Source organism: Pontimicrobium aquaticum (assembly GCF_005047595.1).
Classification (GTDB): Bacteria; Bacteroidota; Bacteroidia; order Flavobacteriales; family Flavobacteriaceae; genus Pontimicrobium; species Pontimicrobium aquaticum.
Window position 1 is genome coordinate 114,141 of record NZ_SUPL01000007.1, and the last position, 15,027, is coordinate 129,167.

Here is a 15,027-nt window from a genome sequence, read left to right on the forward strand (position 1 = left end):
ATCAGCTAAGTTAATCGATAAAACACATTTAAATTGAAGTATTACTCTTACAATATAATGAATTTTATAGATTTTATAGGTTATTTCATCGGTTTATTGTTCGTAAAAACATTTAAAGGTAAATACGTTTATAAATTGCATTTGGATTTTTTGATACAGAAAAAAATTTGCAATTAGAATTTTAGAAAAAAAATCCTTTACATTTAGGCATCCTAAATTACAATTTTGAACTTTAAAAAACATTTACCTATTTTAGAGAATTTTGTATCGTATTTTTTATTTAAAGCTATTGATGCAGTTATACCATTAATAGTAATTACCTATTTAATTGATGTAGTAGGTTTAAATAATTATGGGTATTATGCCTTTGCCTACGCATTAATTTTTTACTTACAAAACATCATACAGTTTGGGTTTGATCTTTCTGCTGTGAGGTCTATTGCATTATTAAGAGACGACAAACAAAAACTATCTAAAGTTTATAATGATGTTTTTTCAGCACAAATTGTCTTCTTTGTTTTAGTTACCATATTTTTATTATCACTTGTTTTATTTGTGCCAAGGATTTACGATCATTATATCATATACTGCTTCTTTTTTATTCTATTGGTTGGAGAGTTGTTATTTCCAATGTGGTTTTTTTTAGGTGTAGAGCGCATGAAATTTATGACTATAATAAGTGTGATTTCTAAATCTACGTTTGCCATACTCTGTTTTTTACTAATAAAACATGAATCAGATTACATATATATATCGTTATACCACTCGGTTGGATTTTTATTTGCTGGCATTATTGCTCAAATAATCATTAGAAAAACGTTTGGAATAAAATTTAGGTTTTCAAAAGTACAAGACATTAAAGCAACGATTATTGAAGCGTGGAGTGCTTTTTTAACAATGGTTTCACCGACTATCTATCACAATACATCTATTTTTCTTGTGGGAGTTTACGGTATTCCTAGCTTTGTAAGTGTTATGGAAATTGGTGCCAAAGTTCTTGGTGCTTTTAAAGTAGTTATAACCATCATGTCTAATGTATTATTTCCTTTTTTAAATAGAAACAAATCTTACTTGCCAAAAGTAAGATTGGTATTTGTTACGATAGGTTTTACATTGTCTTTAGTTATGTTTTTTTCATCAGAAATACTAATGCATCTTTGGTTAGGGGATGATGCTGTCGAAGTAATTAGAGTTGTTAAGTTTTTAAGCCCTGGCCCACTGCTTTCGTCAATTATTTCGGCATATGGTATTAATGGATTAATGATTATGAAAAAGGATAAATTATACTCTAAAATTATAGTTATTGGATCGGTTATAGGGTTAATGGTTGGTTTAATATTTATACCTAAGTACTATTATATTGGTGGTGCCATAGCGATTATTTCAGCAACATCTGTTAAAGCTATTTTTTCATGCTTTTACTCGGTAAAAACTATTAAGCAACTTCAAAATAGGTAAATGAGGTTTAAAGATTATATATGGGCTATTTATTTAATTGTATTTCCTTTTTATGCTTTTGAATCTGGAAATCCACAAATTGCTGATGCATTTGGTGCAATTTTAATATTTGGGCATATAAGTGAAATTTTAAAAAATATAAAGACCAATAGGTTTACAAAAAGTTTGTTTCTATTTGTTGTATATACCTTTATAGTAAATGCTGTTTGGATGCTAATTTTGGGTGAGTTTGAAATTATAAAGAATAGTATTTTCTATTTTTATAGCTTTTTAATGGTACTCTTTTTAGTAGGGAAAATTGAAGACGTCTCTTTTTTAAAGTTTACGTTTAAAGCTATTACAGTTGCACTAATACTTCAATTAGTTTTATGGCCTTTTGTAGAATCAGAAGGTGTTAGAAATCAAATGTTCTTTAATAATCCTAATCAGCTAGGTCTTTGGGCACTATGTTTGCTAATTATTACCAGTGTAATTACTGAAATTATTAAGCCAAAACTACTGCATTCACTAATTCCTTTAATTATAGCTTCATTCCTAATAATAATTTCTGCATCAAGAGCTGCTTTAGCTGGTTGTTTATTGTTCTGGATGTTTTACATAATAAAATCTAGAAAGTACTTAATTTTATTTATAACGATTGTCGTTATAGGGAGTATATTTATTGGTTATAATTATGATTTAAACTTAAGCAATTTTACTGCTTTAGAATATAATATTGAGCGTCTGCAAAGTGAAAGTATTAGCAGTAACAGAAGCCTTGGAGGCAGAGGTTATGATAGAATAGTTAATTATCCACAATATTTGTTTTTTGGTGCAGGTGAAGGTCTGTATGAAAGGTTTAACGAAACCATAGAGCTACACTCAATTTTTGCAAATGTACTTTTTAGCTATGGTATTATTGGGTTTTCCATGTTCATTTTTGCTTTTTCATCCTTACTGAAAAACAAGTTAACCAAAATTGTCATTATATTATTTTTAGCTTTAGCTGTTTTTGCTATGGTACATATGTCATTACGAGTTCCGTTTTTTTGGATGACTTGCCTATTTATAGTGTATTTACATAAGTATAAAAATAACTTAGACATAGATAATCGAGAATTTTTAACACATCCTTAAAGTTTTAATTATGAAAAAAATTATAAGGATAACTACAGTGCCAATTTCCCTAAAGAACTTACTAAAGGGGCAACCAAAATTCATGAGTCAATATTATGAAATTGTTGGTGTTACAAGTTCAGGAGATGAAATTATTGACATTATTGCAGACGAAGGCATTAGAGTGATAGAAGTAGAAATGACACGTTCTATCACGCCTTTTAAAGATCTTGCATCCTTAATTAAACTTATTAAATTATTAAGAAAAGAAAAACCATTTATTGTGCATTCACACACGCCAAAGGCTGGAACTTTAGGTATGATTGCGGCAAAACTAGCTAGAGTGCCAAATAGGTTGCATACCATAGCAGGCTTACCCTTACTTGAAGCTACAGGTTTAAAACGTAAACTACTCGATTTAGTAGAAACAATCACTTATAAGTGTGCTACAAAAATATATCCAAACTCCTTAGGTTTGAAAGATATAATTATTGAAAATGGTTACACAAACCCTTCAAAACTTAAGGTTATAGGTAAAGGTAGTTCTAATGGCATTGATGTAAATCATTTTTCACTTGAAAAGCTCAATACAGATACTCTAACAGAATTAAAAACTAAATTAAATATCTCAAACGAAGATATTGTATTTGTTTTTGTTGGTCGGTTAGTAAAAGATAAAGGTATTAATGAGTTAATTTCTGCTTTTAAGAGAATAAAAAAGAAGCATGTTAAACTATTGTTAGTAGGAACCTATGAACATGAATTAGATCCTTTAAATAAATTAACTATAGATGAGATTGAGAATAACAAAAACATCATGTCTGTTGGTTGGCAAACCGATGTAAGACCTTATTTTGCAATATCGCATGTTTTGGCGTTTCCTAGCTATAGAGAGGGTTTTCCAAATGTAGTAATGCAAGCTGGAGCATTGCATTTGCCATGTATTGTAACCAATATTAATGGTTGCAACGAAATAATTCATCATGGTGTAAATGGATTGATTATACCACCAAAAAATGAAGATAAACTTTTTGATGCTATGCTTGAATTAATTGACAATCCAGAAAAAAGACAATCTTTAGCAAAGGTTTCTCGAAAAACAATTTGCGATAATTACAAACGAGAAGTAATATGGAACGCACTATTAAACGAATATAAAAACCTAGAAACCCAATAATATGTACACAAAAATACTAAAACCTATATTAGATTTACTAGCTGCAATTATTGGTTTAGTGCTTATTTCTCCTGTGTTTTTATTGCTAATACTATTACTATTGATTACAAACAGCGGAAAGCCTTTCTTTTTTCAAAGACGAGCAGGGAAAAATGGAAGAATATTCAAAATCATTAAACTAAAAACCATGAATGATAAAAAAGATCAGCATGGAAAATTATTGCCTTACGACCAAAGAGTAACTAAAATAGGCACATTTATTAGAAAATACTCTCTAGATGAAATTCCGCAATTAATCAATATATTAAAAGGTGATATGAGCTTGATTGGTCCAAGACCTTTACACCCTGAATACCTACCTCTCTACAATAAGGAACAAGCCAGAAGACACGATGTTATGGTTGGTATAACTGGTTGGGCTCAAGTAAATGGAAGAAATACCATATCGTGGGAGCAAAAATTTGAATACGATGTTTGGTACGTTGACAACCAATCTTTTATGCTAGATTTAAAAATTTTATGGCTTACATTTTATAAAGTCATAAAGAAAAAAGATATAAATAGCTCAGAGAATACAAATATGCCAGCTTTTAAAAATGCAGATGTCGAATAAAGATATAGGATCCTGTTTTTATGAGTTAAAACCTGGCGATCCAGAATATAAAGCACTTACTCAAAACGTAGTTCAACTAAAACACTCGTTTGCGTTTTATTATTCTGGTAGAAATGCCTTTTTAGCTGTATTTAATGATATTGAAAGCAAGACTACCATTAATAAAATTTGGCTTCCCTCCTATTATTGTGATACAGTTGTTAATCTAATCAACAGTAACTTTAAAAATGTAGCATATTATAATATAGATCCTTTTCATTTTGAAAGTGACATAGATGTTACAGAGTTTGCTAGTAAAGACGATATAGTAATATTAAATAATTTTTGGGGATTGTCCACTTTTAAAGATTATTCGAATATTAAGGAGAAACCTATAATTATTGAAGATCATACACATGGTTGGTTATCTAAGCAAAGTCTAAATAGTAATGCAGATTATTGTATTTGCTCTTTACGTAAAACATACCCTATTCCTTTAGGTGCTATAACATGGATGCCGAATAGTAATTCAAAACAAACACCATATAAAGACGCAAAAGATACAGCAATCATTAAAGCATATTTGAGCTTTAATAACTCAATGAAGCTAAAGCGAGCATTTATTAAAAAAGATAAAAACACTAAAGATGAATATCTAGATTTACTCAACAATGGTGAATCTATATTGTGTGAATCTAATAGCTATAATAAACCTAATAATGAGTTATTGGATCAAATCAACAAATATTTAGCTTTCAACCCTAACATAGTCAAAGCAAACAACTTTAATCAAATAATTGGAAGTATTAATAAAACCCATAAGTTTAAAATACTTAAAAGAGAAGGTTTTACACCATTTGGATTACTGCTATTATTCAAGAGTGAAAAGCTATTCATATCATTTAAAAACTGGTTAATTTCTAATAATATCTATCCAGCACATTTATGGCCAAATACCAAAACGGAGTCTGAATGGAAGTATCTTTTTAACTTGCATATAGATTTTAGATACAATATAGAAGATATTAGCTACTTAGTCGAAAAAATTAATATTTGGATTAAAAACAATGTATAATTGTGCAACCAGATTTTTTCCATGATTAAAGAAATTACATCTAAAACTGAATGGCAGTTAGTATTAAGTAAGACAGATACTTACGATTTTTATCATACGTATGATTATCATCACATTTCATGTGACCCAAGCAAGGAAACACCAATTTTAATCACTTATACATACAACGATGTTCTTGTTGCATTACCTCTATTACTAAGAAAAATAGATAATACAAAATTTTTCGATTTTACATCTATTTATGGATATGGAGGCCCTATTGTGAAAAACATAAATGCATCCTTTGATACTATTCATTTTCAAAATGAATTAACTAATTATTTTATAGAAAAGCAAATAGTATCGGTGTTTTCAAGGCTTCATCCTTATATCAAAGAACAAGATGCTATTATGTCTTCCTTTGGAGAGCTAACACCTCTTGGTAAAGTGGTGAATATAGATGTGACATTACCTATTGAAGACTCTCGGAGAGCATACCAAAAATCTTTAAAAAATCAGGTAAATAAATTACGTCGTACTTGCACAGTTAGAAAAGCTGAAACCAAAGAAGATATTCATGAGTTTATAGACATTTACTACGAAAACATGACGCGTTTAAACGCTAAAAAAGAGTATTTTTTTGAACGTAGCTATTTTTTTAATTTTTTAGGGCAAACAGACTTTAATACTGATATACTTTTAGTTGAAGAAATTGAATCAAAAAAAATTATTGCTGGCTCTATGTTTGTAAAAACCAATGGATTTGTTCAATTTCATTTATCAGGAACAAGAACAGATTTTTTAAGATTAAAACCTTCAAAACTTTTTCTTGATGAAATGAGAATTGAAGCTTCTAACAATGGTTACAAGTATTTTAATTTAGGAGGTGGACTAGGAAGCAAAGAAGATTCTTTATTTGAATTCAAATCGTCATTTTCAAAAGATTTTCGCATATTTAAAGTTTGGAAGCATATTGTAAATCAAAAAATTTATGATAATCTAAGCAATGGTGTTAATAGCAAAAACATAGATTATTTTCCATTGTATAGAGCAAATTGAGTATGAGTGATAAAAATGGACATTTTGTTATTTCACTAGACTACGAATTGCATTGGGGCGTTTTCGATAAGTGTAGTGTAGCCAGTTATGAAAAAAACTTAAAGAATACTAGAGAAGTCATTGAAAAGCTTTTGGCACTCAGCGATAAGTATAACATAAAGCTAACTTTTGCTACGGTAGGTTTTTTGTTTGCCAAAGATAAAAATGACCTAGTAACTCATGCACCAAAAGATAAACCAAGTTATAAAAATAATAAACTTAACCCTTACCTTTTACTAGACAGTATTGGCAATAATGAAATGGATGACCCTTACCACTTTGGTAACTCTATTTTAAAAAAAATTAAAGAAAGTGGCAATCATGAAATAAGCACTCATACGTATTGCCACTATTATTGCAATGAGAAAGGGCAAACAATTCAACAATTTCAAGAAGATATTACAGCCGCTAAAAACATTGCCAAAAATATTGATATAGAAATAGAAAGTATCATATTTCCAAGGAATATGATTAATAAAGAATATCTAGAGCTGTGTTATAAAAATGGTATTACTTCCTATAGAGGTACAGAAAAGGCATATATATATAATATTGATCCTAAATCAATTTTTTACAAATGGCAATTGTTTAGAATTTTGAGGGTAGTTGATGGTTATTTAAATATAACAGGACACAATACTTACAATGTAAAAAACATTAATAAAAAAGACCACACCATCAATATACCGTCTAGTAGGTTTTTAAGACCATTTAGTCCAAAATTAAAGGCTTTTGAATGGTTAAAGCTTAGAAGAATTCGAAAAAGCATGAAACATGCCGCTAAAAATAATGAATTGTTTCATTTATGGTGGCACCCTCATAATTTTGGAAATGATATAGATAAAAATATAGAGAACTTAGAAAAAGTATTTGTGGACTACAAAAAATTAAACTCCAAGTACAATTTTTCAAGTGTAACAATGACGTCATTAGCAAAAAAAATAACGTCCTCTTTAGTAATATCTAACTTTATTAGTTTAACAAGAGAATTTGAACTTTTATCTGTTTATTTTGCCTCATAAATAATTTAGATTGATATTTACCTTTAGATATTTGTAAATATGAAATCAAAAATTTGGCTATCTTCTCCACATATGAGTGGTAACGAACAAAAGTTTATAAATGAGGCTTTCGATACCAATTGGATTGCTCCTTTGGGTCCAAACGTAACTGGCTTTGAAAACGATATTCAAAGTTATTTAAATGAAGATACTCACGTAGCAGCATTAAGTTCTGGTACAGCAGCCATACACTTAGGTTTAATACTTTTAGGTACATCAAAAGACGATGTGGTTCTTTGCCAAAGCAAAACATTTTCGGCTTCAGCAAATCCAATAGTATATCAAGGTGCAACACCAGTTTTTATTGATAGTGAAAAAGACACCTGGAATATGTGTCCTATTCAGCTAGAAATAGCCATTAAAGATCAAATTGCTAAAGGAAAAAGACCTAAAGCTATTATTGCGGTTCATTTATATGGCATGCCTTATAAGGTTGATGAAATTCATACGATTGCTAAAGCTTATGATATTCCTGTTTTAGAAGATAGTGCCGAAGCATTCGGGAGTACTTATAAAGGAAAAAAGTGTGGCACTTTTGGAGATATATCAATATTATCTTTTAACGGAAATAAAATAATCACTACGTCTGGTGGTGGTGCCTTAGTCAGTAAGATAAAGGAAATAAAAGACCAAGCTATATTCTTATCTACACAAGCTAGAGACAAATCGGTAGCGTATTTACATTCTCATATAGGATACAATTACAGAATGTCTAATATAGTTGCTGGAATAGGAAGAGGACAAATGACAGTGCTAGACAAACATGTGGAGCTTAGAAGAAAAAACTATGAGTTTTATTCAAATTTATTGAGCAATCAAGATGCTGTTGAGTTACTAAATGAACCTAAAGATTTTCACTCAAACAGATGGTTATCTTGCATATTGTTAGATAGTTACAAAACTAAAGAATTACTGAGGTTAGAGTTTGAAAAAGAAAACATAGAAACCAGACCATTATGGAAGCCAATGCACCAACAACCTATATTTAGCGATTGCAAAACATATCTTAATGGAGTTTCAGATGATTTATTTGAAAGAGGCTTGTGCTTACCTAGTGGCTCAAATTTATTAGACGAAGAATTAAACAGAATCTACAAAGTGCTAAAAGTATTTTTTGATTTAAATTAAACTTAAAAACATCTAACTTTTTAAGTTTTTATTAATACGCAAATATTAGTCGAAAGTTTTATTTTTTTCAAATCGGTGAAATTTGTTATTTATCGTTTTTATTTGACGAATACCTAATAAACAATGATATTTACTTTAATTATGCTGCTAGTTATTTTTTGAATAGATTATTTTTCTATTTATATGCTATTTAAATGAATAAATAACTGCTATTTCATAATTCCCCCTAATTAATAAAGCTAGTCTTTATTAAAATTGAATTTGATTACATAGCAATTATATTAGGTCTAATTTAAAATTTTAAATTAGGTCTAAATAACGGTTAATGTAAAATTGCCTATTTTGAGTTATGTTTAAGAACGGATTATATAATATCTCGCAAAGATATGCGTCTAAATGGCTAGTATTGCTATTTGATGTATGCATCGTGTTATTCACGTTCTTTCTCGCTTATTTAATACGCTACAACTTTAGGTTAGACTTTGAAATTAAAAAGTTTTTTGGAGAAATTCCATTTGTTGCATTAAATGCAATTATTAGTTTTTTAATCGTAGGTACCCACAAAAGTGTTGTTAGGTTCATTGGTATTAAGGACGTTATAAATGTAATTATTGGCGTTAATATACTTGCAACCATATTACTAGTAGTCACTTTTTTAACAAGACAATTCGATTTTTTTATTTCCTATGATATTCCAGGATCAATTATTTACATTCACTTACTACTTAATATACTATTATTAATTTCTAGCAAGTTTTTTATTAAAGCGAGTTATAAGGCTATCATTTCTGGATTCAAATCTAAAGTAAACGTACTTATTTATGGTGCTGGTAATTCTGGTAACTTAACGTACGACGCCATTATAAATGACGCAAACAGTGATTACGAAGTAATTGGCTTTATAGATGATGATGAGAGAAAAATAGGTAAAAAAATAAACTTACTTAAAGTTTATGGCTCTAATGAAATTAACGATAATTTTATAGAAAAACACAAAGTTCACGAAGTGATAATATCTATTCAAAGTATTAGTTACCATCGCTTATTAGAAATTTCTAGTATATTTCTTGAAAAATCAATAAAAGTTAAAATTGTACCTCCAGTGCAACAATGGATTGATGGAGATTTACAAGCATCACAAATTAAGGAAGTTAAAATTGAAGATTTACTCGGTAGAGAACCTATTAGTTTTGAAAACCCTGTTTTAGTTGAAGAATACGATAACAAAGTAATTTTAATTTCTGGTGCTGCAGGATCTATAGGAAGTGAAATAGCTAGAAATTTATGTAACTTCAATTTTAAAAAATTAATTCTAGTTGATATGGCTGAATCTGCTCTCTACGATATTCAGCAAGAATTTGTGCAAAAAGACATAAAAAACTATGTTGCCTTAGTAACAGATGTTCGATGCCAAATTAGGATGGATAAAATTTTATCAGATTACAGACCAGAAATCATTTTCCATGCTGCGGCATATAAGCACGTTCCTTTAATGGAAAATAATCCGCAAGAAGCGGTAAGTATAAATATTGGAGGCACAATAAACATATCAAATTTAGCAGTTAAACATGGTGTAGATAAGTTTGTAATGATATCTACCGACAAAGCTGTAAACCCAACAAACGTTATGGGTGCTACAAAACGTGTGGCAGAACTATATATAAGTTGTCTAAAAGGAAAAGGCAAAACTAAATTCATTACTACCAGATTTGGAAATGTACTTGGATCTAATGGATCTGTAATTCCTTTATTTAAAAAGCAGATTGAAAATGGTGGTCCATTAACCGTGACTCATAGAGACATTACAAGATATTTTATGACCATTCCTGAAGCATGCTCCTTAGTTTTAGAAGCAGCAGCCATGGGTAATGGAGGAGAAATTTTTGTATTTGATATGGGACAGTCGGTTAAAATATTTGATCTTGCAATAAATATGATTAAGCTATCTGGCTTAAAATATCCTGAAGATATAGATATAAAAATTGTAGGATTAAGACCAGGAGAAAAAATATATGAAGAGCTTTTAGCTGACGGAGAAAACACAAAGCAAACCTATCATGAAAAAATTATGATAGCTAAAAGTAAAAAAATAAGCGTTGAAGACATTCAAGAAAAAATAATTGAACTAAATAACTCTAATCTAAACAGCCAAAGTATTGAGATTGTTTCAAAACTTAAAAATATTGTACCTGAATACATTTCAAATAACTCAAAGTTTGAAGTTTTAGATAAAGCCAAAAATTAATACATATGAAGTCAAAAATCAATTTATCGGAGATAGTAAATAAATTATTACTATTAGTAGCACTTTTAGCACTAAACTCATGTGCTTCTCGCCAAGAAGTAGTTTACTTTCAAGACGAACCAATTTCTGAAGCAATTGAAAATCAAAATGCAAATTTTGAGCTTAGATATAAAACTGACGATTTACTAACAATCATTGTCTCTGCCGATGATCCTGTAGTGGCTCAGCCTTATAACTTACAAGCTGCATCCACAACCACATCAGTTATTGACGCTCAAGGAAGTTTAAAAATGCAAACTTATTTAATAGATAGTCAAGGGGATATTGAATTCCCTGGATTAGGTTCTATTAAAATTGGTGGCTTAACTAGAAGTGAAGCTAATAATTTATTAAAAGATAGGCTTAAAGAATATATTAAAAACCCTATTGTAAATATTAGGCTTGCCAATTTTACAGTAACCGTTTTAGGTGAAGTAAAAAACCCTGGTTCATATACTATTCAGGATGAAAAAATATCAATATCAGAAGCTTTAGGATTAGCTGGAGATTTAACAATTTATGGTAAAAGAGATAATGTATTGTTAATTAGAGAAGTTGATGGTCAAAAAAAATATTCTAAAATTGATTTAACCTCAGTAAATGTTTTAAACTCCGCTAACTATTATTTAACTCAAAATGACGTATTATACGTTGAGCCAAACAATGCAAGAGTTAGAGCATCAAGTTACAATCAAAATAACGGTGTTATCATTTCTGCCGTAGGAACACTAGCAACTATTGTTGCCATTTTAATAAAATAATAACATATTATATTAATGACACCTCAATCCAAAAACACTTCAAGTTTAAGAGAACAGTTAGATAAATATTTCACGAATTGGAAATGGTTTACTTTAAGCCTATTTATTTGTTTTACTGTAGCATTCATTTATTTAAGGTATGCCACTGATACTTATAAGGTAGCAGCCACTATTAAAATTGCAGATAGTAATAAGCAAAATATAAATAGAGAAGCTAATACGGTTAATGATTACGGATTGTTTAAACGAGAGCAAAATAGTGTTTTAGATGAAATACAAGTTATTGGATCACGATCAATAATTACAAGTGTTGTAGAAGAATTGAACTTAAACATTCAATGTTTTATACAAGGATCAATTAAGGAGCTAGAAATATATAAAAACCCACCGTTAACAATTAATTTTCTTGAAAACGATAGTATTTTAAAATATGTAGATACATCTATTACGCTTAATGTAATTTCAAAATCTCAATTTACCTTTAAAAATAGTGATCGTACATTAAATTTTGGAGATAATATAAGTATGCCATTTGGCAACCTAGTATTTACACCAAATTTTGTCCAACCTGAACTAAAAGTAGGTAAAAGCATTACTGTGAAAATTAGACCAATAAAAAAGGTGGCATCACATTATAACGAAAAAATTAAAATAACTTCAACTGATGTTAATTCAAGTATTATTAACCTAACTCTTGAAGAACCAGTTACTGAAAAAGGCGTCGATATTCTTAATGAATTGATAGAGCAGTATAATAAAATAGCTATTGAAAATAAAAATGCAGTTGTTAAAGCCACATCAGATTATATTAATAACAGATTAGCAATAGTTCAACAGGAACTATCTGAGGTTACTCAATCATCTGAAACCATTCAACAAAGTAACAGGTTAACCGATTTATCCTCTCAGTCAAGTATTTTCCTTCAAACAGAAAGAGATATAGAAAATCAACAAATTGCTACAAGTACTGAGCTTCAGGTGGTTGAGTATTTATCAGATTACCTTGATGAAAACAGTGGTAATGGTGAAATAATTCCTAGCAACATGTCTTTTCAAGATAATTCTACGACTAGTTTAATTCAAAAACACAATGACTTGGTGATGCAGCGTAACAGGTATCTAGAAAATTCTAGTGAAAAAAACCCTGTTGTAGTTAGATTGGATGCGCAAATAGAAAAGTTAAAACAAAACTTATCTGCTAGTTTAGATAACTTAATTTCATCAAATCAAATTAAACTTGAAAATTTAAATAAAGAAGAAAATAGAATTTCCTCTCAAATTTATTCTGCACCAAAAAAGCAAAGAATATTTCGTGACTTAGAGCGCCAAAAAGGTATTAAAGAATCTGTTTATGTTTACTTATTACAAAAACGTGAGGAGTCTGCGGTTTCACATGGTGTGTCATCGCCAAATGCAATAATCGTTGACAGTGCATACGCAAGTACCTTACCTATTTGGCCTAAAAAAGAAATTCTATTTTTAGGTGCATTTGTTTTAGGTTTATTAATTCCTTTAACAACCATTTACTTATTGGATTTATTAGATAATAAAGTTAGAACCAAAGCTGGATTAACTAAAGAATTATCCATTCCGTTTATTGGAGATGTACCAAAATCTAGCACAAAACAAGTATTTATAGACAGACACGATTATTCGCCTAAAGCGGAATCATTCAGGTTAATACGTACCAATATAGACTTTATGCTTTCTAATGTTACTAAAAGTAAGGGTAAAACCATTTTTGTGACCTCCACTACGAGTAAAGAAGGAAAATCGCACACATCGCTCAACTTAGCTAGATCTTTATCTTTTTCAAATAAAAAAGTGCTAATTATAGAAACAGATATTAGAGTTCCTAAACTCAACAAGTATATGGGTGTTGAGAATAAAACAGGTTTAGGATTAACAAACTATATAATTGATGATAAAATTAACTTTAATGATATTATTAATAAAGTTGACGATAATTTAGATATGATTAGCTCAGGAACAATTCCGCCTAATCCAGCTGAGTTATTAATGGATGACAAAATGGAAGTTTTATTTAATGCTGTTAAAAACAAATACGATTACATTATTGTAGATACTGCAGCTGTAGGCTTAGTAACCGACACATTGCTTATTAGCAAGTTTGCCGATATGGTTATTTATGTGGTTAGAGCTAATTATTTAGATAAAAGGCAATTACATGTTGCTCAAACAATGTTTGACGAGAAAAGACTTCCAAATATGGTAACACTTTTAAATGGTGTTATACATAAAAAGGGTTATGGTTACGGCTATGGAGAGTCACCAAAAAAGAAACGAAAACTATTTTCCAAGTAATTTTTTAAACTTGAATTTTACTTTGGTGTACCACAAATTAATGTTTTTATCTCTAAGGTATTGTTTAGTACCATAAAAGAAACTAAGCATATTCGCGGTAATAGTTGATGTAATTGATTTTGAGTCGTATATAACATGGCAGTCAAATCCGTAAGACTGGTTAGACCATCTATCTTTATAGTCTGCCTTTCCTTTCGAAAAGTCTAAGATTTTAATGTTGTTTTCGATACACCATTCTATAAGCTTGTAAATCTCAAGGTTTCCAATATTGTATTTAAAATGAGCAATATCAAACGATCTAATAGCAATAGCTAACATGTCGCTATAAAGAAAGTTAATAGACATAGCTATTGGTATATCGCCATCATTAATTACATTAAAGACTACCTTTTTATCTAAAACCAAAGGATATACTAGCTCTACAAAGAAATCCCAAATAGGAATCACGTTATTATGGACATTTCGTTGTTCAAATCTGCTTACAATAAACTCCTTTAGTGTATCCATTTTTTTTAGATAATCGTCTTTATCTATTTCACCAAAATAGACTTTTTGTGAAATGTCAAAATTAGACTCTATTTGTCGTATTCTACCTCTAAATCTACTTCTGCTTTTAGAACTAAAGTTGCTTTGCAAAATATCTTCAATACTATTAATATTAGATAAATCTGTATAAAGCCCTTTGTACTGTGGTATTTTTTTAACCTTAATACGACTGTCTTTGGTATTAACTTCTGGTTGTAAATAGTCTAAAACATCATGTATTAACAATGTTTTATTTTTAAAGTTGGTTACTGCACCATCTAAATGATAGGTCATTCCGTTGGTTTTATTTTTACCAACATTAACATAAAAAGGAAAACGCTTGTCTTTAACAAACCTTACGCCTTTAATTGCATCAAAAGATTTTACTTTATTTTCAGCAGAAAAATATTTTGTCCAAATAGATACATAGGTTTGGGACGTAAAAGGATTGTTTATCATTAAGCTAGGT

At 29.5% G+C, this 15,027-nt stretch carries 12 protein-coding genes; 11 read left to right on the forward strand and 1 reads right to left on the reverse strand.

Translation table 11 applies throughout. From position 1 onward, the window contains the following. Window positions 1-225: 225 nt before the first annotated feature. The 11 genes from E5167_RS13095 to E5167_RS13145 all read left to right on the forward strand — a co-directional run bounded on the left by E5167_RS13095 (window position 226) and on the right by E5167_RS13145 (window position 14,033). Window positions 226-1,458 carry an oligosaccharide flippase family protein gene (locus E5167_RS13095; RefSeq protein WP_169301430.1) on the forward strand — a complete coding sequence of 411 codons (1,233 nt, stop codon included), beginning with the start codon at window positions 226-228 and terminating at the stop codon, window positions 1,456-1,458. Further along, window positions 1,459-2,574, forward strand: a complete 1,116-nt coding sequence (locus E5167_RS13100) for a hypothetical protein (protein WP_136844611.1) — start codon at window positions 1,459-1,461, stop codon at window positions 2,572-2,574. A 10-nt stretch (window positions 2,575-2,584) separates the two neighbouring features. Continuing rightward, window positions 2,585-3,730 (forward strand): glycosyltransferase family 4 protein, encoded by a 1,146-nt coding sequence (locus E5167_RS13105; RefSeq protein WP_136844612.1) that lies wholly within the window; start codon window positions 2,585-2,587, stop codon window positions 3,728-3,730. Between the two features lies 1 nt (window position 3,731). Next, window positions 3,732-4,343: a sugar transferase gene (locus E5167_RS13110; protein ID WP_136844613.1), complete on the forward strand. Its 612-nt coding sequence runs from the start codon at window positions 3,732-3,734 to the stop codon at window positions 4,341-4,343. After that, window positions 4,333-5,397 (forward strand): hypothetical protein, encoded by a 1,065-nt coding sequence (locus tag E5167_RS13115; protein WP_136844614.1) that lies wholly within the window; start codon window positions 4,333-4,335, stop codon window positions 5,395-5,397. The genes E5167_RS13110 and E5167_RS13115 overlap by 11 nt, the downstream gene beginning before the upstream one ends. Window positions 5,398-5,418: 21 nt before the next feature. Further along, a complete protein-coding gene (locus E5167_RS13120) occupies window positions 5,419-6,435 on the forward strand; it encodes a peptidoglycan bridge formation glycyltransferase FemA/FemB family protein (protein ID WP_136844615.1) in 1,017 nt (338 codons plus the stop codon). 2 nt (window positions 6,436-6,437) lie between these two features. Beyond that, window positions 6,438-7,496 (forward strand): polysaccharide deacetylase family protein, encoded by a 1,059-nt coding sequence (locus E5167_RS13125; RefSeq protein ID WP_136844616.1) that lies wholly within the window; start codon window positions 6,438-6,440, stop codon window positions 7,494-7,496. A 39-nt stretch (window positions 7,497-7,535) separates the two neighbouring features. Continuing rightward, window positions 7,536-8,663, forward strand: coding sequence for a DegT/DnrJ/EryC1/StrS family aminotransferase (locus E5167_RS13130; RefSeq protein WP_136844617.1), 1,128 nt, complete (start codon window positions 7,536-7,538; stop codon window positions 8,661-8,663). Between the two features lie 349 nt (window positions 8,664-9,012). Next, complete coding sequence (locus tag E5167_RS13135) at window positions 9,013-10,908, forward strand: polysaccharide biosynthesis protein (protein WP_136844618.1); 1,896 nt, start codon at window positions 9,013-9,015, stop codon at window positions 10,906-10,908. Between the two features lie 5 nt (window positions 10,909-10,913). Next, window positions 10,914-11,708 (forward strand): polysaccharide biosynthesis/export family protein, encoded by a 795-nt coding sequence (locus E5167_RS13140; RefSeq protein ID WP_136844619.1) that lies wholly within the window; start codon window positions 10,914-10,916, stop codon window positions 11,706-11,708. 15 nt (window positions 11,709-11,723) lie between these two features. Then, window positions 11,724-14,033: a GumC family protein gene (locus E5167_RS13145; protein WP_136844620.1), complete on the forward strand. Its 2,310-nt coding sequence runs from the start codon at window positions 11,724-11,726 to the stop codon at window positions 14,031-14,033. Here E5167_RS13145 and E5167_RS13150 read toward each other — a convergent pair. Further along, window positions 14,019-15,017, reverse strand: coding sequence for a GNAT family N-acetyltransferase (locus E5167_RS13150; protein ID WP_136844621.1), 999 nt, complete (start codon window positions 15,015-15,017; stop codon window positions 14,019-14,021). The genes E5167_RS13145 and E5167_RS13150 overlap by 15 nt on opposite strands. Between the last annotated feature and the right edge of the window lie 10 nt (window positions 15,018-15,027).